19 protein-coding genes, 4 tRNA genes and 1 other RNA gene are annotated in these 22,562 nt (G+C 54.0%); 6 read left to right on the top strand and 18 right to left on the bottom strand.

What is annotated here, in order from left to right; translation table 11 throughout:
* From D7I37_RS08560 to D7I37_RS08545, 4 genes are all read left to right on the top strand, one after another.
* Positions 1 to 780 (top strand): thiazole synthase, encoded by a 780-nt coding sequence (locus D7I37_RS08560; RefSeq protein ID WP_061800429.1) that lies wholly within the window; start codon positions 1 to 3, stop codon positions 778 to 780.
* Positions 780 to 1,913 carry a 2-iminoacetate synthase ThiH gene (thiH, locus tag D7I37_RS08555; protein ID WP_129544757.1) on the top strand — a complete coding sequence of 378 codons (1,134 nt, stop codon included), beginning with the start codon at positions 780 to 782 and terminating at the stop codon, positions 1,911 to 1,913. Before D7I37_RS08560 ends, thiH begins: the two co-directional genes overlap by 1 nt.
* Positions 1,914 to 2,207: 294 nt before the next feature.
* Positions 2,208 to 2,693, top strand: coding sequence for a thioesterase family protein (locus tag D7I37_RS08550; protein ID WP_207205557.1), 486 nt, complete (start codon positions 2,208 to 2,210; stop codon positions 2,691 to 2,693).
* A gap of 289 nt (positions 2,694 to 2,982) precedes the next feature.
* Positions 2,983 to 3,798 carry a helix-turn-helix domain-containing protein gene (locus D7I37_RS08545; protein ID WP_129543542.1) on the top strand — a complete coding sequence of 272 codons (816 nt, stop codon included), beginning with the start codon at positions 2,983 to 2,985 and terminating at the stop codon, positions 3,796 to 3,798.
* Here the strand turns inward: D7I37_RS08545 and D7I37_RS27275 are convergent.
* The 18 genes from D7I37_RS27275 to D7I37_RS08460 all read right to left on the bottom strand — a co-directional run bounded on the left by D7I37_RS27275 (position 3,784) and on the right by D7I37_RS08460 (position 20,440).
* On the bottom strand, positions 3,784 to 4,086 hold the full coding sequence (locus D7I37_RS27275; protein WP_242502881.1) for a HAMP domain-containing sensor histidine kinase: 303 nt from the start codon (positions 4,084 to 4,086) through the stop codon (positions 3,784 to 3,786). The two genes, D7I37_RS08545 and D7I37_RS27275, sit on opposite strands and share 15 nt — an antisense overlap.
* Positions 4,041 to 5,060: a hypothetical protein gene (locus tag D7I37_RS08540; RefSeq protein WP_242502879.1), complete on the bottom strand. Its 1,020-nt coding sequence runs from the start codon at positions 5,058 to 5,060 to the stop codon at positions 4,041 to 4,043. The genes D7I37_RS27275 and D7I37_RS08540 overlap by 46 nt, the downstream gene beginning before the upstream one ends.
* Position 5,061: 1 nt before the next feature.
* Positions 5,062 to 5,526 carry an oxidoreductase gene (locus tag D7I37_RS08535; RefSeq protein WP_095095110.1) on the bottom strand — a complete coding sequence of 155 codons (465 nt, stop codon included), beginning with the start codon at positions 5,524 to 5,526 and terminating at the stop codon, positions 5,062 to 5,064.
* A complete protein-coding gene (locus D7I37_RS08530; RefSeq protein WP_095099954.1) occupies positions 5,526 to 5,972 on the bottom strand; it encodes an N-acetyltransferase in 447 nt (148 codons plus the stop codon). Before D7I37_RS08530 ends, D7I37_RS08535 begins: the two co-directional genes overlap by 1 nt.
* Positions 5,973 to 6,145: 173 nt before the next feature.
* A complete protein-coding gene (rpoC, locus tag D7I37_RS08525; RefSeq protein ID WP_061800422.1) occupies positions 6,146 to 10,372 on the bottom strand; it encodes a DNA-directed RNA polymerase subunit beta' in 4,227 nt (1,408 codons plus the stop codon).
* Positions 10,373 to 10,490: 118 nt separating this feature from the next.
* A complete protein-coding gene (rpoB, locus tag D7I37_RS08520; RefSeq protein ID WP_061800420.1) occupies positions 10,491 to 14,519 on the bottom strand; it encodes a DNA-directed RNA polymerase subunit beta in 4,029 nt (1,342 codons plus the stop codon).
* Positions 14,520 to 14,851: 332 nt separating this feature from the next.
* Entirely contained in the window at positions 14,852 to 15,217 is a 366-nt protein-coding gene (gene rplL, locus D7I37_RS08515) for a 50S ribosomal protein L7/L12 (protein WP_004957744.1), read from the bottom strand.
* Positions 15,218 to 15,282: 65 nt separating this feature from the next.
* Positions 15,283 to 15,780: a 50S ribosomal protein L10 gene (gene rplJ / locus D7I37_RS08510; protein ID WP_020828745.1), complete on the bottom strand. Its 498-nt coding sequence runs from the start codon at positions 15,778 to 15,780 to the stop codon at positions 15,283 to 15,285.
* 338 nt (positions 15,781 to 16,118) lie between these two features.
* Entirely contained in the window at positions 16,119 to 16,823 is a 705-nt protein-coding gene (gene rplA / locus D7I37_RS08505; protein ID WP_061800419.1) for a 50S ribosomal protein L1, read from the bottom strand.
* A 3-nt stretch (positions 16,824 to 16,826) separates the two neighbouring features.
* Positions 16,827 to 17,255, bottom strand: a complete 429-nt coding sequence (gene rplK, locus D7I37_RS08500) for a 50S ribosomal protein L11 (RefSeq protein WP_061800418.1) — start codon at positions 17,253 to 17,255, stop codon at positions 16,827 to 16,829.
* A 164-nt stretch (positions 17,256 to 17,419) separates the two neighbouring features.
* Positions 17,420 to 17,965, bottom strand: coding sequence for a transcription termination/antitermination protein NusG (gene nusG, locus D7I37_RS08495; RefSeq protein ID WP_004929914.1), 546 nt, complete (start codon positions 17,963 to 17,965; stop codon positions 17,420 to 17,422).
* A 1-nt stretch (position 17,966) separates the two neighbouring features.
* A complete protein-coding gene (secE, locus tag D7I37_RS08490) occupies positions 17,967 to 18,350 on the bottom strand; it encodes a preprotein translocase subunit SecE (RefSeq protein ID WP_004929916.1) in 384 nt (127 codons plus the stop codon).
* Between the two features lie 256 nt (positions 18,351 to 18,606).
* Positions 18,607 to 19,791, bottom strand: a complete 1,185-nt coding sequence (gene tuf, locus D7I37_RS08485) for an elongation factor Tu (protein WP_095095107.1) — start codon at positions 19,789 to 19,791, stop codon at positions 18,607 to 18,609.
* A 109-nt stretch (positions 19,792 to 19,900) separates the two neighbouring features.
* Positions 19,901 to 19,976, bottom strand: a tRNA-Thr gene (locus tag D7I37_RS08480).
* A 6-nt stretch (positions 19,977 to 19,982) separates the two neighbouring features.
* A tRNA-Gly gene (locus D7I37_RS08475) sits at positions 19,983 to 20,057 on the bottom strand.
* A 36-nt stretch (positions 20,058 to 20,093) separates the two neighbouring features.
* A non-coding RNA gene (locus D7I37_RS08470) (RtT sRNA) lies at positions 20,094 to 20,209 on the bottom strand.
* Between the two features lie 46 nt (positions 20,210 to 20,255).
* Positions 20,256 to 20,340: transfer RNA gene (locus D7I37_RS08465), tRNA-Tyr, on the bottom strand.
* A gap of 24 nt (positions 20,341 to 20,364) precedes the next feature.
* Positions 20,365 to 20,440: transfer RNA gene (locus D7I37_RS08460), tRNA-Thr, on the bottom strand.
* A gap of 398 nt (positions 20,441 to 20,838) precedes the next feature.
* Between D7I37_RS08460 and D7I37_RS08455 the strand changes: the two genes are divergently transcribed.
* Positions 20,839 to 21,387: a GNAT family N-acetyltransferase gene (locus D7I37_RS08455; protein ID WP_061800735.1), complete on the top strand. Its 549-nt coding sequence runs from the start codon at positions 20,839 to 20,841 to the stop codon at positions 21,385 to 21,387.
* A gap of 220 nt (positions 21,388 to 21,607) precedes the next feature.
* Positions 21,608 to 22,558: a type I pantothenate kinase gene (coaA, locus tag D7I37_RS08450; RefSeq protein WP_061800733.1), complete on the top strand. Its 951-nt coding sequence runs from the start codon at positions 21,608 to 21,610 to the stop codon at positions 22,556 to 22,558.
* Positions 22,559 to 22,562 lie beyond the last annotated feature (4 nt).

Here is a 22,562-nt window from a genome sequence, read left to right as displayed (position 1 = left end):
ATGCTGAAAATCGCCGATACTCCCTTTACCTCCCGCCTGTTTACCGGCACCGGCAAGTTCGCCACGCCGGCGCTGATGCTCGAGGCGCTGCAGGCTTCCGGCTCGCAGCTGGTCACCATGGCCATGAAGCGCGTCGATTTGCGCGGCGGCAATGACGCCATCCTGGCGCCGCTGCGGCAGCTGGGCGTGCGCCTGCTGCCCAACACCTCCGGCGCCAAGACCGCCGCCGAGGCGGTGTTCGCCGCCCGACTGGCGCGCGAGGCGCTCGGCACCCACTGGGTGAAGCTGGAGATCCACCCCGACGTGAAATACCTGCTGCCGGACCCGATAGAGACGCTGAAAGCGGCGGAAACGCTGGTGAAAGACGGCTTTGTGGTGCTGCCCTACTGCGGCGCCGATCCGGTGCTGTGCAAGCGGCTGGAAGAAGCGGGCTGCGCGGCGGTGATGCCGCTCGGCGCGCCTATCGGCTCCAACCGCGGCCTGCGCACCCGCGATTTCCTCGAAATCATCATCGAACAGGCCAGGGTGCCGGTGGTGGTCGACGCCGGCATCGGCGCGCCGAGCCACGCGCTGGAAGCGATGGAGCTGGGCGCCGACGCGGTGCTGGTGAATACCGCCATCGCCGTGGCGCGCGATCCGGTGCAGATGGCGCGGGCGTTTCGCCTGGCGCTGGAGGCCGGTGAGCTGGCGCGCGCGGCCGGGCTGGGCGGCAGCCAACGCGGCGCCGCCGCCACCAGCCCGCTGACCGCTTTTCTCACCCACTCCGAGGAGGCGCAGTGATGATCGATGATTTCAGCAGTCGCCTGGCGCAGCTGGACTGGGACGATATCTCGCTGCGCATCAACAGCAAAACCGCACGCGACGTGGAGCATGCGCTGAAGGCGGACAAGCTGACGCGCGACGATTTTATGGCACTGATTTCCCCCGCCGCCGCCGCTTATCTGGAGCCATTGGCGCAGCGCGCACAGCAGCTGACCCGCCAGCGCTTCGGCAACGTGGTCAGCTTCTACGTACCGCTGTATCTGTCCAACCTGTGCGCCAACGACTGCACCTACTGCGGTTTCTCAATGAGCAACCGCATCAAGCGCAAAACGCTGGACGCCGGGGAAATAGAACGTGAGTGCCTGGCGATCAAGGCGTTGGGCTTTGAGCACCTGCTGTTGGTCACCGGCGAGCACCAGAGCAAGGTCGGCATGGACTATTTTCGCCGGCATATCCCGGCGATCCGCAGCCATTTCAGCTCGCTGATGATGGAGGTGCAACCGTTGGCGCAGGAGGAGTACGCCGAGCTGAAAACGCTGGGGCTGGACGGCGTGCTGGTGTATCAGGAAACCTATCATCCCGCCACCTATCTGCAGCACCACCTGCGCGGCCAGAAACAGGACTTTTACTGGCGGCTGGCCACCCCCGATCGCTTGGGGCGCGCCGGGATCGACAAGATAGGCCTGGGCGCGTTGATCGGCCTTTCCAACAGTTGGCGCACCGACTGCTACCTGTTGGCGGAGCACCTGTTCTATCTGCAACAGACCTATTGGCAGAGCCGCTATTCGATCTCCTTCCCGCGGCTGCGCCCCTGCGCCGGCGGTATCGAACCGGCGTCGATCATGAGTGAGCCGCAGCTGGTGCAGTTGATCTGCGCCTTCCGCCTGTTCGCCCCGGACGTAGAGCTTTCGCTATCGACCCGCGAGTCGCCGTTCTTCCGCGATCACATGATCCCGGTGGCGATCAACAGCGTCAGCGCCGGATCCAAGACCCAGCCCGGCGGCTATGCCGACGACGTGCCGCCGGAGCTGGAGCAGTTCGAGCCGCACGACGGCCGCAGCCCGCAACAGGTTGCCCAGGCGATCAGCGACGCCGGGCTGCAGCCGGTGTGGAAAGACTGGGACGGTTATCTGGGGCGCGGCGCGCAATAAGCTGCAAACCTTGCAGCGCTGCGGAAAAATCCATGGGCGGGCTGCGCAATGCCCGCCAACGCCGCTGGCGCCGCCAATCGCCGCGGTTATAGTGAGCCTGTCGGCCGCCAAACCCGGCGCCGACCGGGGCTGTTACCCTCTCGACGGCCCCGCCTTACCCTCGGATCGCGCCGGATGCCCTCCAGCGCGACTCCCCCTCCTTTACGGCCGCCGCTGCCGGCTACCCGATGGATATTTTGACAAAACAAACTGGTTGGACCACATTTAACCTTTCATCCCGGCGGAATAATCACCATGAACCTGTACCTGCGACTGCTTTGGATCTTGATCTCGTCATGCTGGAAACCGCGCATGTCGATGGATGCGCTCACCAACCGACTGGCGACCCGAGTATGGCTGAACGATATCGACATCAATCTGCATATGAATAACGGGCGCTATATGACGGTGTGCGATTTGAACCGGGTCGATTTGTTTATCCGCACCGGCCTGCTGGCGCTGATGCTGAAGCAACGCTGGTCGCCGATCGTCAGTCAACACACCATGGATTATAAAAAGGCGCTGCGGCCGTTTCAGCGCTACCAGGTCAGCATGGCCATTACCCACTGGGATGAGCGCTACTTCTATGCGACCCATACCTTCAGCGTGGGTGACAGGATCGTCGCGCAGGGCACTTCGCAGGCGGTGATTTTGGGGCGGGAAGGCGTGGTAGCGCCGGAGGTGGTGGTGGCCAGCGTGCGGCAATATCAGCAACGTCGCAACGATGCCGTGAGTCCCTGATGCTGTAATGGCCCTGGTGTTGGCCGTATGTCTTTTTACTGCCTGCACTCGGCGTGAAGACGAGTGCAGGCAGCTTATTTTGTGAGACTGGCAGCCCCCCACAGGAACGCGAATCACACATATGAGTGCTAATTAATCATATCGACGATAAAATGTGAATGCCTTTTGAGTGTCTTTTTAAATTAAATTGAGTGTCATTTGAGTTTAATTAATAAAATCAAATGGATATAACCACAGCCACCCTGACTTCATCTATAATCGAGCCGGCAGGCAGCCTCGGGACGCAAAAATGCTCGTGGTCAACATCAGAAAAATCGAGGTGATCATGAAGAAAACGCTAAATTACGCGGATGCAATCAGTACACTGCTGGCCCAGAAAGGGGTTGGCGACAGAAAACACGCATCGACGATGGCGAGCATACTGAACCTCCAGTACAACAGCGCCAAGCAGAAGCTGGACGGCAAAAGAGGCATTACTCTCGACGAGATCAACAAGGTATTTCAATACTTCAATGAATCATTTGGAGGACGCAGAGCCCATAACTGCGTCTTCATCCTCAACAACATACATAAACGATGCAATATTGAGGTTGACGACCAGCCGGTAGAACACCTTGATGATGCGGAAACCTATGCGTTCAGGAAAGACGATCTTTTTATTATTGACACCGGCAGAGATCAAAGCGCAGATGCAGAGCTGTATAAGGTCAGAAAAATAGATTTTTTGCCCGCGCCGAGGATAGCCATACTCGACAACGATCACGACATACTGGAGTTGCTAAAGAAAATCACCACGCGATACGGCATTGAAACGGATACCTTCCCAACGGCGACGGCGATCATCGATAGCCTGGAGCCGTACCCCTACGAAGCCTTTATCCTTGATTGGCTATTAGACTTCGGCGAGACGTCCGAAAAGGTCGTAGAAAAAATAAAAGACCGGGTGACCCCGCCTGCGAAAATCATCATCCTGACCGGCCAGTTAAACCACTATGAGAAAAACATAGGCGATATGATATTAAACTACGACGTACATTTGGTTGAAAAACCGGCCAAGCCGTTGATCATCTCTTCGTTGTTGCTTTCTCATTTATTTTTCAACTGATTTTATTGGCAGGCAAATGAAGAATGACGCCCCTGTGCCCTCGGTCGATTTTACTCTGATGGCGCCTTTCATCCTGGTCACATAATTCTTTATAATGGTTAGCCCCAATCCCAGCCCCTGACGCGTCTCTCTCTCCAGCCCCTGATTAAATGCCTTATATAATTTATCAATATTTTTAACGTTAAAACCGATGCCGTTATCCTTCACCAGAAGATAAAGACGGTCATTACATATTTTCACATTCACGATAACCGATCCACGATGCGTATATTTATCCGCATTACCCAATAAGTTGACGAGTATTCTGTACAGTTTGTACTTATCCGCATGAATTTTACCCGCATAAGACGAATACCGGACAATAAATTTATTGCGTCCTTCCCCGCCCCCACCGCAGCGACGGCATCGTCAACCACATCATTAAGTGAGAAGAGGGAGTCGTTGACCTTTACCTCCCCCATCTCAATCCGTGAGTAATCCATCACCTCGCGCGTTTGCTCCGCTATTTTATTACCATGGTGCGAGATGAGCCTGGCTTCTTTTTTCAATGCATCCTGAACCAGTTCGTGCTCCATGATATCTGCCGCAATCACGATAGCCTGCGTTGATCCGGCGATCTCATGATAGATTGAGGAAATAAATATATTCTTATTTTTCACCATTTTCTTCAGCGAAAACGCATTTTTCAAGATAAGGAACATCATCAAAAAGATCAGCACCAACGAGAACATGGCGAACAGTTCGGTTTTACCTGAATTATCTTTGATGATATTTTTAACCTCAGTGAAATTCCTTATCTGTATTTTGTAGATTACTTCTTGAATATCGACCAGGGTGACTTCCATCTTGTCCATAAAGGAGAGTATATCGGCTCTTTTTTTCTTGCCATGCAACAGTTCAACGCTGAGTTGATCCAGCTCGGCATACTGTCGCTTCAAAACCGCAACGGTTTTTATAAACTCTTCGTCATAATAAAAAGAGTCGCTTAACGTAGAACGGCTTTCAAGAATGGCAATCTTTGATGCAAATATTTTTTTCTTCAGCATGAAACTATCGTAATTGTCCTCTTCCCCCTGCAATAGCGCAGTTTTCGTCCTTTCGAACGACAAAAAGAGAATTTCAGCGACAGAGTAGTTATCAAGATTGGGCTCAATCTGTTTGTACCGCTCTTTAACGCTGCCGAAGTTTACGGCGATCAATAAGATCAACAGCAACAGCGCCGCAACCAGGGTGGCAAGAGTCCCGATAAGTTTCTTACTCATTTTACTTAACCTCTAGCGCTTTTATTTGCCAAACGGTTTTGGCATTCACCTCAATGTTGCTCAACTCTGGATGGCTATCGCGAGGGTAGATAATCGCAAATGGCCCTAACTCAGAAATATCCATGAGCTCATTATTTTTCTTATAGGCGATAATGACCTTGTATTTTTCCAGCTCGACGACGGGCATTGAATATGAATAATCATCCCAGGCGAAAGCGCGAACACTGTTTCCCGTCAGCCCATATTTTTTGGCCAACGCGGTAAACTCAACGCCGGTAAAAACAGCCTCGGGCGTGAAGTTGGTCGAGGTTGTAATCGAAGATGATGGCATCGCCTCCAACTCCTGCAGCGTGACTCTGACCTTCTGCCCATCGCTCTTTTTAAGATAAAAATAGTCAATGGCCGCATGGAGGGGGGCGCTAAAAAGACAAATCAGGAATAATGCTATCAGTCCTTTGATTTTCATTATTTATCGCCTTTATGTTTAACCAGTTCCGCCTGGCCAAATTCATCCTTGCCAATGGCAATCCAGCCACGCCGCTGATAAAACGCCTCAGCCCTGGAACCTGGATCGGTAGTCAGATGGATTGCTTCTGCACCATTGTCGAACAACCAGGCCGTCACGGCATCCAGTAAGGCAGAACCAACACCTTTCGACTGATACTCCGGCTTGACGAATAATCCGCCAATCAGCGGTTCGGGAATAAAGAGACCAAAGCCGACGCCGGCATAATCTTCGCCGTATTTACAAATCCAGCCGCCGCCCTGGTTGATATCACCCAGCGCCTGAGTTCTCTGAAGATATTGGATCTGGTGTGGGTGAAGCGGGTTCTCTTCGACGGAAAATCTTATTTCATACAGATAAGGCAAGTGTTTCGCGGTAAGTTTTTCAAAGGTGAACAGGCTGTCCATATTTGTACAATCCTTAGTTTGTATTTGCGCGCAGACCATTACCCCCTCAAGCAGGGGCTTATTCATAGTAGCAAAAATTGCCCCTTCCGGAACGAGGCAAAAAAAAACCGCCCCCGAAGGAGCGGTTTACTGGCAGAGGGTCCGGCAAGCCGGACCCGCGGCGCGTTCAACGATTACTCGTCGTCGCTGCCGCCCAGGTTGCCTGCATTGAGCAGTTCGGCCAGGTTGGCTGTCGCTTCTTCCGCGCTCACCTGCGGAACAACCGGCGCTTCGCCCTGTGCACGACGGCGCATGCGGTCCTGATGATAAGCGTAACCGGTACCGGCTGGGATCAGACGGCCCACGATGACGTTCTCTTTCAGGCCACGCAGTTCATCGCGCTTGCCGGCTACGGCAGCTTCGGTCAGAACGCGCGTCGTTTCCTGGAACGATGCGGCGGAGATGAAGGACTCGGTCGCCAAGGAAGCCTTGGTGATACCCAGCAGATCGCGGGAGAAGGTTGCCGGGATCTTGCCTTCAGCTTCGAGCTGACGGTTGGCAATCTTGACGCGTGAAACTTCAGCCTGCTCGCCTTCCAGGAACTCGGTGCCACCAGCGCTGACGATGGTGCCTTTACGCAGCATCTGACGAACGATAACCTCGATGTGTTTATCGTTAATCTTAACGCCTTGCAGACGGTAAACTTCCTGCACTTCGTTGGTGATGTAGCGGGTAACCGCATGCACACCACGCAGACGCAGAATGTCGTGCGGAGACTCTGGGCCGTCGGAAACAACGTCACCACGTTCCACAACTTCGCCTTCAAACACGTTGAGCTGACGCCATTTCGGAATCATCTCTTCGTAAGCGTCGCTGCCGTCCAGCGGAGAGATCACCAGGCGACGTTTGCCTTTGGTCTCTTTACCGAACGAGATAATCCCGCTGATTTCAGCCAGGATCGCCGGCTCTTTCGGACGACGCGCTTCGAACAGATCCGCAACGCGTGGCAGACCACCGGTAATATCCTTGGTACCGCCGGATTCCTGAGGAATACGCGCCAGGGTATCACCCGCGCCGATCTGAATGCCGTCTTCCAGCTGCACAATCGCTTTGCCCGGCAGGAAGTATTGAGCAGGCATATCAGTACCTGGGATCAATACGTCGTCGCCTTTGGCGTCAACGATTTTCAGTGCCGGACGCAGGTCTTTACCGCTGCCGGTACGCTCTGCGCTGTCCAGTACCACCAGAGAAGACAAACCGGTCAGTTCGTCGGTCTGGCGAGTAATGGTCTGGCCGTCGATCATGTCGGCGAAGCGAATGAAACCGCTCACTTCGGTGATGACCGGCATGGTGTGCGGATCCCAGTTAGCCACGGTTTCGCCGCCGTTAACTTCCGCACCGTCACCTTTGCCCATCACGGCGCCGTAAGGCACTTTGTAGCTTTCTTTGGTACGGCCGAATTCGTCGATCAGCTTCAGCTCGGTATTACGTGAGGTAATAACCAGCTTGCCCGCTGCGTTCATAACGAACTTAACGTTGCTCAGCTTCAGGCTACCTTTGTTCTTAACCTGAATGCTGGACTCTGCCGCCGCACGAGATGCCGCACCACCGATGTGGAACGTACGCATCGTCAGCTGGGTACCCGGCTCACCGATGGACTGTGCCGCGATAACGCCGATGGCCTCGCCTTTGTTGATGATGTGGCCACGTGCCAGGTCGCGACCGTAGCAGTTTGCACACACACCAAAGTCGGTTTCACAGCTAACTACGGAACGGACTTTAACGCTGTCGACAGAATTCTCTTCCAACAGGTCACAGGTCTTCTCGTTCAGCAGGGTGTTGCGCGGCACCAGGATGTCAGCCGTACCCGGCTTGATGACATCTTCTGCAGTCACACGACCCAGAACGCGTTCGCGCAGCGGCTCTTTAACGTCACCACCTTCGATAACCGGAGTCATCAGGATGCCGTTGTGAGTGCCACAGTCGTCTTCGGTCACTACCAGGTCCTGCGCCACGTCAACCAGACGACGGGTCAGATAACCGGAGTTTGCCGTTTTCAGTGCGGTATCCGCCAGACCTTTACGCGCACCGTGCGTGGAGATGAAGTACTGGAGTACGTTCAGACCTTCACGGAAGTTCGCGGTGATTGGCGTTTCGATGATGGAGCCGTCCGGCTTCGCCATCAGACCACGCATACCGGCCAGCTGACGAATCTGAGCGGCGGAACCACGCGCACCGGAGTCGGCCATCATGAAGATGCTGTTGAAGGAAACTTGCTGTTCCACTTCGCCGTCACGGTTAACCACGTCTTCTACCGACAGGTTTTCCATCATCGCTTTGGCAACGCGTTCGTTCGCCGCAGCCCAGATATCGATCACTTTGTTGTAGCGTTCGCCGGCGGTAACCAGACCAGACTGGAACTGCTCCTGGATCTCGGCAACTTCGGTTTCCGCTTCTTCGATGATCTCCGCTTTCTTGGCCGGGATAACCATGTCGTCGATACCTACGGAAGCGCCTGAACGGGCCGCATAGGCAAAACCGGTGTACATGATCTGGTCGGCAAAGATAACGGTCGGCTTCAGGCCCAGGATGCGGTAACAGGTGTTCAGCATCTTGGAGATCGCTTTCTTGCCCAGAGGCTGGTTAACGATCGAGTACGGCAGACCTTTAGGTACGATCATCCACAGGATGGCGCGACCGATAGTGGTGTCGATAATGCTGGTCTGGGTCGTCCACTCGCCTTCTGCGGTTTTGACGTCTTCGGTGATACGCACTTTAACGCGCGCATGCAGCGACGCCAGACCGGCACGGTAAACGCGCTCGGCTTCTTTCGAACCGTTCAGCACCATGCCTTCGCCTTTGGCGTTAACACAGTCGCGGGTCATGTAGTACAGACCCAATACAACGTCCTGAGAAGGAACGATGATTGGCTCGCCGTTCGCTGGTGACAGAATGTTGTTGGTGGACATCATCAGCGCACGCGCTTCCAGCTGGGCTTCCAGCGTCAGCGGTACGTGAACGGCCATCTGGTCACCATCGAAGTCGGCGTTATAGGCCGCACACACCAGCGGGTGCAGCTGGATAGCTTTACCTTCGATCAGAACCGGTTCAAACGCCTGGATACCCAAACGGTGCAGGGTTGGCGCACGGTTCAGCAGTACCGGGTGTTCGCGGATAACTTCGTCCAGGATATCCCAAACGACGGCTTCTTCGCGCTCAACCATTTTCTTGGCGGCTTTGATGGTGGTGGCCAGGCCACGCAGCTCCAGCTTGCCGTAGATGAACGGTTTGAACAGCTCCAGCGCCATTTTCTTAGGCAGACCGCACTGATGCAGACGCAGGTATGGACCTACGGTGATAACAGAACGACCGGAGTAGTCAACGCGTTTACCCAACAGGTTCTGACGGAAACGACCCTGCTTACCTTTGATCATGTCGGCCAAAGATTTCAGAGGACGCTTGTTGGAACCGGTGATGGCACGACCGCGACGGCCGTTATCCAGCAGGGCGTCTACCGCTTCTTGCAGCATACGCTTTTCGTTGCGCACGATGATGTCAGGCGCGGCCAGATCCAGCAGGCGTTTCAGACGGTTGTTACGGTTGATCACGCGGCGATACAGATCGTTCAGATCCGAAGTCGCGAAACGACCGCCATCCAGCGGAACCAGCGGACGCAGATCCGGCGGCAGTACCGGCAGCACGGTCAGGATCATCCACTCCGGCTTGTTGCCAGACTGTACGAACGCTTCCAGCAGCTTGATACGCTTGGTCAGCTTCTTGCGCTTGGTTTCGGAGTTGGTTTCGTTCAGCTCTTCACGCAGCTGCTCGCACTCGGCTTCCAGATCCATGTTTTTCAACAGGGCCTGAATGGCTTCCGCACCCATCTTGGCGTCGAATTCGTCACCGAACTCTTCCAGCGCGTCCAGATACTGCTCTTCAGTCAGGATCTGACGGCGCTCGAGGTTGGTCATGCCGCCTTCAACCACCACATAGGATTCGAAGTACAGCACGCGTTCGATGTCACGCAGCGGCATATCCAGCAGCAAACCGATGCGCGAAGGCAGCGATTTCAGGAACCAGATGTGCGCAGTCGGCGAAGCCAGCTCGATGTGCCCCATGCGCTCACGGCGCACTTTGGTCTGGGTCACTTCAACGCCGCACTTCTCGCAGATCACGCCGCGGTGTTTCAAGCGCTTGTACTTACCGCACAGGCACTCGTAGTCTTTTACCGGCCCAAAGATACGGGCGCAGAAAAGGCCGTCGCGTTCAGGCTTGAACGTACGGTAGTTAATGGTTTCCGGCTTCTTAACTTCGCCGAACGACCACGAACGGATCATGTCTGGCGATGCCAGAGCAATCTTGATCGCATCAAACTCTTCGGTCTTAGTTTGCGCTTTCAGAAACTTCAATAAGTCTTTCACGGATTGGCTCCTGTCGGAGTTAAACCTGTTGGGTACCCACAACCGCAGTAGGTACCCGTGTGACCTGAACAACCACCCTCAGGCTCCCTAAGGCCGGGAGCCTGAGCCGGAACGACGATTACTCGTCTTCCAGTTCGATGTTGATACCGAGCGAGCGGATTTCTTTCAACAGTACGTTGAAGGACTCCGGCATGCCTGGTTCCATGCGGTGATCGCCATCCACGATGTTTTTGTACATCTTGGTACGGCCGTTAACGTCATCCGACTTAACGGTGAGCATTTCCTGCAGGGTATAAGCCGCGCCGTATGCTTCCAGTGCCCACACTTCCATCTCACCGAAGCGTTGACCACCGAACTGCGCTTTACCACCCAGAGGTTGCTGAGTAACCAAGCTGTAAGAACCGGTTGAACGGGCGTGCATTTTATCGTCAACCAAGTGGTTCAGTTTCAGCATGTACATATAGCCGACAGTAACCTGGCGCTCGAACTGCTCACCGGTACGGCCATCGAACAGCGTAATCTGACCGGAGGTCGGGATCCCGCCCATTTCCAGCAGCTGCTTGATTTCAGTCTCTTTCGCACCATCGAACACCGGCGTTGCGATCGGCATACCTTTTTTCAGGTTCTCTGCCAGACGCAGAACTTCGTCGTCGGTGAAGGTGTTCAGGTCAACTTTCTGGCAAACGTCGTCGCCCAGATCGTAGGCCTTCTGGATGAACTCACGCAGCTTGGCCACTTCCTGCTGCTGCTTCAGCATTTGGTTGATCTTCTCACCAATGCCTTTCGCAGCCATACCCAGGTGGGTTTCCAGGATCTGACCGATGTTCATACGTGATGGTACGCCCAGCGGGTTCAGTACGATGTCTACCGGCGTGCCGTTTTCATCGTAAGGCATATCTTCGATCGGGTTGATCTTGGAGATAACGCCCTTGTTACCGTGGCGGCCTGCCATCTTGTCACCCGGTTGGATCTGACGTTTAACGGCCAGATAAACCTTGACGATTTTCAGCACGCCCGGTGCCAGATCGTCGCCTTGGGTGATCTTGCGACGCTTGGCTTCCAGCTTCTTCTCGAAGTCGGATTTCAGTTCGTCGTATTGCTCCGCCAGCTGTTCCAGCTGGTTTTGCTTCTCTTCGTCGGTCAGGCCCAGTTCCAGCCAGCGATCGCGTGGCAGCTTGCTCAGCTTCTCGGCTTCGACGCCGCCGGCAACCAGCACCGCGTGGATACGCGCAAACAGACCGGCTTCCAGGATCTGCAGTTCTTCAGTCAGGTCTTTCTTCGCCTGCTTCAGCTGCATCTCTTCGATTTCCAACGCACGCTTGTCTTTTTCCACGCCATCGCGGGTGAAGACCTGCACGTCGATAACCGTACCGGAAACGCCGTTTGGTACGCGCAGAGAAGAGTCTTTAACGTCAGACGCTTTCTCACCGAAGATCGCACGCAGCAGCTTCTCTTCCGGCGTCAGCTGGGTTTCGCCTTTCGGCGTGACCTTACCGACCAGAATGTCGCCACCGGTCACTTCAGCACCGATATACACGATACCGGATTCATCCAGCTTGGAGAGCGCAGCTTCACCCACGTTAGGGATGTCGGCGGTGATCTCTTCAGGCCCCAGCTTGGTGTCGCGAGACACGCACGCCAGTTCCTGGATGTGGATGGTGGTGAAGCGATCTTCCTGCACCACGCGCTCGGAGACCAAGATGGAGTCTTCGAAGTTGTAGCCGTTCCAAGGCATGAAGGCTACGCGCATGTTCTGGCCCAGCGCCAGTTCGCCCAGATCCGTAGAAGGGCCATCCGCCAGCACGTCGCCGCGCTCGATTGGCTCGCCCAGGTTCACACACGGCATCTGGTTGATGCAGGTGTTCTGGTTAGAACGGGTGTACTTGGTCAGGTTATAAATGTCGATGCCTGCTTCGCCCGGGTACATCTCGTCTTCGTTAACCTTGATAACGATACGGGAAGCATCCACGTACTGGATCACGCCGCCGCGTTTGGCCACGGCGGTAACGCCGGAGTCAACCGCTACAGCACGTTCCATACCGGTACCTACCAGCGGCTTGTCGGCGCGCAGGGTTGGAACCGCCTGACGTTGCATGTTCGCACCCATCAATGCACGGTTGGCGTCATCGTGTTCCAGGAATGGAATCAGTGAGGCACCAACGGAGACAACCTGCTGGGTCGATACGTCCATATAGTCAACCTGGTCGCGGCTGAACAGGCTCGATTCGCCTTTGCTACGACAGGTGACCAGGTCTTCTACGAAGCGGCCTTCATCATCCAGGTTGGAGTTCGCCTGAGCGATAACGAAGTTGCCTTCTTCAATAGCAGACAGGTAGTTGATTTCATCGGTCACCACGCCGTCGCGCACGCGGCGGTACGGGGTTTCCAGGAAGCCATACTCGTTAGTCTGTGCGTACACGGACAGGGAGTTGATCAGACCGATGTTCGGGCCTTCCGGCGTTTCGATTGGGCACACGCGACCGTAGTGAGTCGGGTGTACGTCTCGAACTTCAAAGCCGGCGCGTTCACGGGTCAGACCGCCCGGGCCCAGTGCGGAGATACGGCGCTTGTGCGTGATCTCGGACAACGGGTTGTTCTGGTCCATAAACTGAGACAGCTGGCTGGAGCCGAAGAACTCTTTCACCGCCGCCGAAATCGGCTTGGCGTTGATCATGTCCTGAGGCATCAGGGTATCCAGATCGCCCAGGGACAGACGCTCTTTCACCGCACGCTCAACGCGCACCAGACCGACGCGGAACTGGTTCTCGGCCATTTCGCCGACGGAACGGATACGACGGTTGCCCAAGTGGTCGATATCGTCCACTTCACCTTTACCGTTACGGATATCGATGAGCTTCTTCATCACTTCGATGATGTCGTCTTTGCTCAGGATGCCCGAACCTTCGATCTCGTCACGCAGCAGAGAACGGTTGAACTTCATGCGGCCAACCGCGGACAGGTCGTAGCGGTCTTCGGAGAAGAACAGATTCTCGAACAGGCTTTCGGCGGCTTCGCGCGTCGGCGGCTCACCAGGGCGCATCATGCGGTAGATTTCTACCAGCGCGCTCAGACGATCGTTGGTTGGGTCGACGCGTACGGTCTCGGAAATGTACGCACCGTGGTCCAGATCGTTGGTGAACAGCGTTTCGATACGCTTGTGGCCAGACTGGCTCAGCTTGGCCAGCAGATCCAGCGACAGCTCCATGTTGGCTGTGCAGATCAGTTCGCCGGTATTGGTATCGATATAGTCTTTCGCGACCACTTTGCCCGCGATGTACTCAACCGGTACTTCAATACTTTGAATTTCGTCTTTTTCGAGCTGACGGATATGACGAGCGGTGATGCGACGGCCTTTCTCTACGTAGATCTTGCCGTTGGCTTCGATATCGAACGAAGCGGTCTCACCACGCAGACGCTCTGGAACCAGCTCCATCTGCAGCTTGTTATCGCGGATCTCGAAAACAATTTTGTCAAAGAACAGGTCGAGGATCTGTTCAGTGGTGTAGTTCAACGCGCGCAGAATGATGGTCGCAGGCAGTTTGCGGCGACGGTCAATACGCACGAACAGGTTGTCTTTCGGGTCAAACTCGAAATCCAGCCATGAACCGCGGTAAGGAATGATACGTGCGTTATACAGCACTTTACCCGAGGAGTGGGTTTTACCCTTATCGCTGTCAAAGAATACGCCAGGGCTACGATGCAGCTGAGATACGATAACCCTCTCAGTACCGTTGATTACAAAGGTACCGTTTTCGGTCATGAGCGGAATTTCGCCCATATAGACTTCTTGTTCCTTGATGTCTTTGACCGTACCTTCCGGAGCTTCACGCTCATAGATGACCAGGCGCAGTTTTACGCGCAGCGGTGCAGAGAACGTCACACCACGGATCTGGCACTCTTTGACGTCGAAGACCGGCTCACCAAGACGGTAGCTAACGTATTGCAGCTCCGAATTGCCACTGTAGCTCTGGATAGGGAAAACAGAACGGAAGGCGGCTTCTAAGCCGTACTGCCCTTCTGGGTCTTGCTCGATGAACTTCTGGAACGAGTCAAGCTGGATAGAAAGGAGATATGGTATGTCCAGAACTTGTGGACGCTTACCAAAATCCTTACGAATACGTTTTTTCTCGGTATAGGAGTAAACCATAGGGTTCCTCAGCTCGCTGGAAAGTCGAACCTATCTGTCCGTCCGGATAGGGGACGGTTCATGCAACACCGTTTTGTCGACCGGAAAGCGGGAACACTTTCCGCAATACCTCTTTTCTATCACTCTTAAATCATTTCATTGCGCCGTGCGGCAGATTCGGCTGCGGCAAAAAGGAGCAGTATATTAAGTCGTCGATAGAAAAAGATATTGGGGTTAGCCAGTAGCCAAACAGTGTGAAACTCTACTGACGCCCTACAGCGCAAAAAGGCTGGTGACCAAAAAGTCACCAGCCATCAGTCTGTTAAGCCAGACTGTACTCTGAGAAGTTAAACTTATTTAACTTCAACAGAAGCACCAGCTTCTTCCAGAGATTTTTTCAGAGCTTCAGCGTCGTCTTTGCTGATGCCTTCTTTCAGTACTGCTGGAGCAGATTCTACCAGGTCTTTGGCTTCTTTCAGGCCCAGACCGGTTGCGCCACGTACTGCTTTGATAACAGCAACTTTGTTGCCACCAACAGCAGACAGTACAACGTCGAACTCAGTTTTTTCTTCAGCAGCTTCAGCTGGACCTGCAGCAACAGCTACAGCGGCAGCAGCAGACACGCCGAATTTTTCTTCCATAGCGGAAACCAGTTCAACAACGTCCATTACGGACATAGCGGCAACTGCTTCCAGGATTTGGTCTTTAGTGATAGACATAACAATTGTTCCTAAAATTCAGAAATAGTTTAAATACGTTAGCAAAGGCTAAGAAAGACAGTGGCTTATGCCGCTTCTTTCTGATCGCGCAGTGCAGCCAGAGTGCGAACCAGTTTGCCGGCAGCGGCTTCTTTCATGGTTGCCATCAGGCGTGCGATTGCTTCATCGTAAGTAGGCAGCGTTGCCAAGCGGTCGATTTGTGCCGCAGGGATCAGCTCACCTTCAAAGGCCGCAGCTTTAACCTCGAACTTTGCATTCGCTTTCGCGAACTCTTTGAACAGACGAGCAGCAGCGCCCGGGTGTTCGTTAGAGAATGCAATCAAGGTAGGACCGACAAACGTGTCTTTCAGGCATTCGAATGGAGTGCCTTCAACTACGCGACGCATCAGGGTGTTGCGAACAACACGCATGTAAACGCCAGCTTCACGACCTGCTTTACGCAGTTCAGTCATTTTATCAACGGTAACGCCGCGAGAATCCGCAACAACCGCAGACAGCGCGCCTTTGGCTACTTCGTTGACTTCAGCAACAATCGCTTGTTTGTCTTGAAGATTTAATGCCATTAGCTTTTTGCTCCTGGATTAGCCGGGGAAAATCCCCGGAACTCACTTCACTCAGCACCTTGTGAAACACGCGGTGAGAGCGCTGAAACACGGTGAGCAGAATCCAGCAAAGACCATTCTTTTATAAAAAAGAAAAAAATTCTTTAGGCTCTGTCACCGTCTACGCAGGAAGATTAAGTACCTTTCGATACACCTGCGGTCTTGGACGGAGGCCTGGATAGGCCAGGCTCCAACCGAAAATTCTGTTGTTTCGCTTTAGGCAAGCCAATAGCAAAACCTTGGGGCATAAGATTCTAGACAAATCTTGGCCCCAAGTCAAAGCGATAATCGCAGGGCGATTAGTTCGCTACGGCAGTCAGGCCGCTTTGATCGATAGCAACGCCAGCACCCATGGTGGTGGAGAGGCTAACTTTCTTGATGTACACGCCTTTCGCCTGAGATGGTTTTGCTTTTTTCAGCGCAACCAGCAGGGCTTCCAGGTTTTCTTTCAGCTTGTCTGACTCGAAATCAACCTTACCGATAGTGGTATGGATGATGCCGTTTTTGTCGTTACGGTAACGAACCTGACCTGCTTTAGCGTTTTTCACTGCTTCAGCAACGTTCGGCGTCACGGTACCCACTTTCGGGTTCGGCATCAGGCCACGTGGACCCAGGATCTGGCCCAGTTGACCTACAACGCGCATTGCATCCGGGGAAGCAATAACAACGTCGAAGTTCATTTCGCCTTTCTTGATCTGGTCTGCCAGATCGTCCATACCTACCAGCTCTGCGCCAGCAGCTTTAGCTGCTTCAGCGTTAGGGCCCTGGGCAAATACGGCAACGCGAACGGAACGACCGGTGCCGTGTGGCAGAACGGTAGCGCCACGAACGTTTTGGTCAGATTTACGCGCGTCGATACCCAGGTTAACGGATACGTCTACGCTTTCTACGAATTTAGCGGTGGCCAGCTCTTTCAGCAGAGCAACAGCTTCGGTGATGTCATACTGTTTAGTAGCATCAACTTTGTCACGGATCACGCGCATGCGCTTGGTCAGCTTAGCCATCTCTTAATCCTCCACTACCAGGCCCATGGAACGAGCAGTACCTTCGATGGAGCGAATCATCGCTTCAGCGTCAGAACCAGTCATGTCCGCAGCTTTGGTTTCTGCGATTTCACGTACCTGAGCACGAGTCACTTTACCTACTTTGTCTTTGTTCGGCTTGCCGGAACCAGACTTGATACCAGCCGCTTTTTTCAGCAGAACTGCTGCCGGCGGGGTTTTGGTAACGAAAGTGAAGGAGCGATCAGAATAAACGGTAATAACAACCGGGATCGGCAGGCCTTTCTCAACGCTGTCAGTCTTAGCGTTGAATGCCTTACAGAATTCCATGATGTTAACGCCTTGCTGACCCAGAGCTGGACCGACTGGCGGGCTCGGGTTAGCCATACCGGCTGCAACCTGCAGCTTGACGTAGGCTTGTACTTTCTTGGCCATTTAAATTTCCTCGGTTTGGGTAGTATCGCCTCGCGAGAGGCTCCCCGTGTTTCGCCCCGCTCAATGCGATCGAGCAAGGCATCTAAAAACAAAAGGCGCGAAATTATAGTTCAATTTCGCGCCTCTGACAAGTGGCAAAACGCCGCTCGCTGCTGATTAATTGATCAGCCTTTTTCGACCTGGCTGAAGTCCAGTTCCACCGGCGTTGCACGGCCAAAGATGGAGACGGACACTTTCAGGCGGCTCTTTTCGTAATCCACTTCTTCGACCACGCCGTTGAAGTCGGCAAACGGGCCATCGTTAACGCGGACCAGTTCACCCGGTTCGAACAGCGTTTTCGGACGCGGCTTATCACCCACCTGCTGCAGGCGGTTCATAATCGCATCAACTTCTTTATCGCTGATCGGCGCCGGACGGTCTGAGGTGCCGCCGATGAAACCCATAACGCGCGGAACGCTGCGCACCAGGTGCCAGCTGGCGTCGTTCATTACCATCTGCACCAGCACGTAGCCCGGGAAGAATTTACGTTCGCTCTTGCGGCGCTGGCCGCCACGGATTTCAACCACTTCTTCCGTAGGCACCATGACTTCGCCGAACAGCTCTTCCATATCGTGCAGTTTGATGTGCTCACGCAGCGATTGCGCTACGCGACCTTCAAAACCGGAAAACGCCTGAACGACGTACCAACGTTTTTTTGGAGCTTCAGACATTTTAGAACCTCAGGCCAGTAATAAACGATACCAGACGGACCAGAATACCATCCAGCCCCCACAGAATCAGTGACATCACGGCGGTTACCGCGGCAACGATCAACGTGGTGTGTAGCGTTTCCTGACGAGTTGGCCAAATCACTTTGCGTACTTCGGTACGCGCTTCGCGAGCAAACGCGACGGTGGCTTTGCCTTTGGTGGTCATCAGAGCCACTGCACCTGCAACGGCGATGATCAGTACAACTGCCAGCGCGCGCAATGGCAGGCTTAAATCACGGTAGTAATAGTTACCGACAATAGCCACAACCAACAGCACGGCGACGATCAGCCACTTAGCCGCTTCCAGGCCGCGCCCGCTCCCTTGAGCCTCGGTATTCGCACTCATAAACCAACCTGTCACAATGATTCAGAACAAACAACTTTGCCTCGCAGTGCGAGGCAAACCAAACCGATCAGATGCCGTTCGCCGGCATCTCGGTGTTTTACGCTATGACGTATCTCAGTCAATACGGTTTAAGAGCCCATCTCACCAATGATTATGACTGCAAAATCGCTGATGAGATAGGTTCTAGTTCACAGCGTAGAAAAAGGGCATCAAATGATGCCCTTTTACCGCATGTCGCGTCAAACGTTATCAGCGATTAAGCGATAACTTTGGCAACAACACCAGCGCCAACGGTACGGCCGCCTTCACGGATTGCGAAACGCAGGCCGTCATCCATCGCGATTGGGTGGATCAGGGTGACTTTCATGTTCACGTTGTCGCCTGGCATTACCATCTCGACGCCTTCTGGCAGTTCGATGGTACCGGTCACGTCAGTAGTACGGAAGTAGAACTGTGGACGGTAGCCTTTGAAGAATGGAGTGTGACGACCACCTTCTTCTTTGCTCAGGATGTACACTTCTGAATCGAACTGAGTGTGCGGCTTGATGGAACCTGGTTTAGCCAGAACCTGACCACGTTCGATGTCTTCACGCTTGATACCACGCAGCAGAACACCTACGTTCTCACCGGCACGGCCTTCGTCCAGCAGTTTGCGGAACATTTCAACGCCGGTACAGGTAGACTTGACGGTGTCTTTGATACCAACGATTTCAACTTCTTCGCCAACTTTGATGATACCGCGCTCAACACGACCGGTAACCACGGTACCACGACCGGAGATGGAGAATACGTCTTCGATTGGCAGCAGGAACGGCTTGTCGATAGCGCGCTCTGGTTCTGGGATGTAGGAATCCAGCGCTTCGGCCAGCTCGATGATTTTAGCTTCCCACTCGGCTTCGCCTTCCAGCGCTTTCAGCGCGGAACCGCGGATCACCGGCAGGTCATCGCCAGGGAAGTCGTAAGCGGACAGCAGTTCGCGAACTTCCATTTCTACCAGTTCCAGCAGCTCTTCATCATCAACCATGTCGCATTTGTTCATGAACACGATGATGAAAGGAACGCCAACCTGGCGACCCAGCAGGATGTGCTCACGGGTCTGAGGCATTGGGCCGTCAGTCGCAGCAACAACCAGGATAGCGCCGTCCATCTGCGCAGCACCGGTGATCATGTTTTTCACGTAGTCGGCGTGCCCTGGGCAGTCGACGTGCGCGTAGTGGCGAGTCGGGGTGTCATACTCAACGTGGGAAGTGTTGATGGTGATACCACGAGCTTTTTCTTCTGGCGCGTTATCGATCTGGTCGAAAGCACGTGCAGCACCGCCGTAGGTTTTAGCCAGAACGGTAGTGATAGCTGCAGTCAGGGTAGTTTTACCATGGTCAACGTGGCCGATAGTACCGACGTTAACGTGCGGTTTTGTACGTTCAAACTTTTCTTTAGACATCGATTGTCCCTCTAAGACACGGATAAATCGGTGGTATCACCACATCAACCAAGCATTTGCTCGTTGAATCCAGAACAGAAAGAAAATCAGGGGGCGAGAAATTAAGAAGTGGTGCTGATAGGCAGATTCGAACTGCCGACCTCACCCTTACCAAGGGTGCGCTCTACCAACTGAGCTATATCAGCACATCTTGGAGCGGGCAGTGGGAATCGAACCCACATCATCAGCTTGGAAGGCTGAGGTAATAGCCATTATACGATGCCCGCATCCTGGAACTCGGCTACCTGATTTTTCTGTAGAATTTTGGGATGGAGAAGGATTGTTCGTCGCTTGGCTCTCATCCTTCGAGCCGGCTGCGCTTAGCGCTGCACAACCCGAACCTTGCCGAAGACTTTCGTCTTCCCCTTCCGCATCAACCGCTGCGATTAGGTATCGCGTTACAGTCGGCTGCCGAAGGCAAGATTTGGTGGTGGGGGAAGGATTCGAACCTTCGAAGTCTGTGACGGCAGATTTACAGTCTGCTCCCTTTGGCCGCTCGGGAACCCCACCAGATTTTAACTACTGTGACTTGAATGGTGCCGGCTACCGGAATCGAACTGGTGACCTACTGATTACAAGTCAGTTGCTCTACCAACTGAGCTAAGCCGGCATCAAGTGCAGCGCATTCTAGGTAGAGCTGACGGCCTATGCAACAAAAAAATTGCGTCCCGCGCACTTTCGCTCATAAATCAGTCAATTTTGCATGCTGTCTGGCAATTCACAGCCTGTAGCGTGCAAACATTCATCAATCGCAGACATCATTCTGAACAACTTCATCCACTTTTTGCAAGCCTTGAGCGCGCTTTTCTCCGTGTCGGCCGTCGCAACTCGCTTAACCCGATGCCTGAAACTGTGAGCGGGATCGATGCACCATAAAAGGGAAGGATGCCCCGTTCAACGGCATAAACTACAATCAGCCTTCAGCGCTTTAGGCGCCAGGCCCCGGGCCGTGTTTCTGGCGCAGTTATTGCTTGTCTTCATTACCCCCTCACCCAGGAGGAATGACCGATGAAAATTGTACCGATTAACGCCGCCACGTTGCCCATTTACCGCGATGAACTGGCTCGCCTGCTGACCGATGCCGTTACGCACGGCGCCTCCGTTGGCTATGACACGCTGATCCCGCACGAAGATGCCGAAAGCTACTTCCACAGCCTGAGGCCCGCCCTCGCCAAGGGGGAGCTGCTGCTGTGGATCGCCAGAGACGAGCGCGGCGTGATCGGCACCGTTCAGCTCGAGCTGTGCCAGAAGCCGAACGGGCGCAACCGCGCGGAGGTGCAAAAGCTGTTGGTTCACAGCCGCGCACGGCGCAACGGCGTGGGGCAGGCGCTGATGAAGGCGCTGGAACAGTCCGCGCTGCAGCAGCAACGCGGGCTGCTGTACCTGGACACCCAGGCCGGTTCCGCCGCGGAAGCGCTGTATCGCTCCCTGGGCTATCGTTGCCTGGGAGAACTGCCCGACTACGCCGCCGCCCCTGATGGTTACTATCATCCGACGGTCATTTATTACAAACGCCTGTTTGCGGTCAACCAGCCTTCCCGCGCCATCGCCAGCTAGCATGGAAGCGGTATCATCGCCCGGTGATACCGCTTTGCAACGCCTCTGCAATCAACTGCGCGCCGCTTCTCACAATTGACATAAACTGCTGCCAATCGACAACTTTTGCGAAAAAAGTCTACGCCAAAAACGAAGCTGTCTATAATATGCAGCTTGTTTATTATCTGGAGTTGGCGTCCGGCGCCTTTCCCAACCTGCGTTAACAGGCAGAATTTGGCTTATGATAAAAAGAGATCAATCTTTAGCGACGCCTTATCTTCAGTTCGATCGTACCCAATGGGCTGCGTTGCGAGATTCGGTGCCGCTGACGCTGTCGGAAGAAGAGATCGTTAAACTGAAAGGGATTAACGAAGATCTCTCTTTGGAAGAAGTGGCGCAGATTTATCTGCCGCTATCGCGACTGCTGAATTTTTATATCAGTTCTAACCTGCGCCGCCAGGCCGTGCTCGAACAATTCCTCGGCACCGACGGGCAAAAAATCCCCTATATTATTGGCATTGCCGGCAGCGTAGCCGTTGGCAAGAGTACCACCGCGCGTCTGCTGCAGGCGTTGCTCAGCAGCTGGCCGGAACACCGCAGCGTAGAGCTGATCACCACCGACGGCTTCCTGCACCCCAACAGGGTGCTGAATGAACGCGGCCTGATGAAGAAGAAAGGCTTCCCGCAGTCTTACGATATGCATAGCCTGGTGAAATTCGTTTCGGAAGTGAAGTCCGGCGCCAAGCGAGTCACCGCTCCGGTCTATTCCCACCTGATTTATGACGTGGTTCCCGAAGGCAATAAGATTATAGAACAGCCGGATATTCTTATTCTGGAAGGGCTCAACGTATTGCAAAGCGGAATGGATTATCCTCACGATCCGCACAGGGTATTTGTTTCTGACTTCGTTGATTTCTCTATATACGTCGATGCGCCGGAAGCCCTGCTGCAAAGCTGGTATATCAACCGCTTCCTGAAGTTCCGTCAGGGAGCGTTCTCCAACCCTGATTCTTATTTCCATAACTATTCCAAACTGCCGGAACCTGAGGCAATCAATATCGCCACACAGCTATGGAATGAAATTAACGGATTGAATCTTCAGGAAAATATACTTCCAACGCGTGAGCGCGCCAGTTTAATCATGACCAAAAGCGCCAACCATGCGGTAGAAAGCGTACGCTTAAGAAAATAACCTT

Source organism: Serratia sp. 1D1416, assembly GCF_003641105.1.
GTDB lineage: Bacteria > Pseudomonadota > Gammaproteobacteria > Enterobacterales > Enterobacteriaceae > Serratia > Serratia ficaria.
The sequence above is the reverse complement of the archived record's forward strand: the minus strand, read 5'-3'. Positions and strand labels throughout refer to the sequence as shown.

Excerpts from the sequence above, each read along its gene's own strand:
- D7I37_RS08550 (WP_207205557.1), top strand. The coding sequence starts at position 2,208 with ATGAACCTGTACCTGCGACTGCTTTGGATCTTGATCTCGTCATGCTGG.
- rpoB (WP_061800420.1), bottom strand. The coding sequence starts at position 14,519 with ATGGTTTACTCCTATACCGAGAAAAAACGTATTCGTAAGGATTTTGGT.
- secE (WP_004929916.1), bottom strand. The coding sequence starts at position 18,350 with ATGAGTGCGAATACCGAGGCTCAAGGGAGCGGGCGCGGCCTGGAAGCG.
- tuf (WP_095095107.1), bottom strand. The coding sequence starts at position 19,791 with ATGTCTAAAGAAAAGTTTGAACGTACAAAACCGCACGTTAACGTCGGT.
- D7I37_RS08540 (WP_242502879.1), bottom strand. The coding sequence starts at position 5,060 with ATGAGTAAGAAACTTATCGGGACTCTTGCCACCCTGGTTGCGGCGCTG.
- D7I37_RS08535 (WP_095095110.1), bottom strand. The coding sequence starts at position 5,526 with ATGAAAATCAAAGGACTGATAGCATTATTCCTGATTTGTCTTTTTAGC.
- nusG (WP_004929914.1), bottom strand. The coding sequence starts at position 17,965 with ATGTCTGAAGCTCCAAAAAAACGTTGGTACGTCGTTCAGGCGTTTTCC.
- rplK (WP_061800418.1), bottom strand. The coding sequence starts at position 17,255 with ATGGCCAAGAAAGTACAAGCCTACGTCAAGCTGCAGGTTGCAGCCGGT.
- thiH (WP_129544757.1), top strand. The coding sequence starts at position 780 with ATGATCGATGATTTCAGCAGTCGCCTGGCGCAGCTGGACTGGGACGAT.
- rplL (WP_004957744.1), bottom strand. The coding sequence starts at position 15,217 with ATGTCTATCACTAAAGACCAAATCCTGGAAGCAGTTGCCGCTATGTCC.
- rplA (WP_061800419.1), bottom strand. The coding sequence starts at position 16,823 with ATGGCTAAGCTGACCAAGCGCATGCGCGTGATCCGTGACAAAGTTGAT.
- D7I37_RS08455 (WP_061800735.1), top strand. The coding sequence starts at position 20,839 with ATGAAAATTGTACCGATTAACGCCGCCACGTTGCCCATTTACCGCGAT.
- D7I37_RS08560 (WP_061800429.1), top strand. The coding sequence starts at position 1 with ATGCTGAAAATCGCCGATACTCCCTTTACCTCCCGCCTGTTTACCGGC.
- D7I37_RS08545 (WP_129543542.1), top strand. The coding sequence starts at position 2,983 with ATGCTCGTGGTCAACATCAGAAAAATCGAGGTGATCATGAAGAAAACG.
- rplJ (WP_020828745.1), bottom strand. The coding sequence starts at position 15,780 with ATGGCATTAAATCTTCAAGACAAACAAGCGATTGTTGCTGAAGTCAAC.
- coaA (WP_061800733.1), top strand. The coding sequence starts at position 21,608 with ATGATAAAAAGAGATCAATCTTTAGCGACGCCTTATCTTCAGTTCGAT.
- D7I37_RS08530 (WP_095099954.1), bottom strand. The coding sequence starts at position 5,972 with ATGGACAGCCTGTTCACCTTTGAAAAACTTACCGCGAAACACTTGCCT.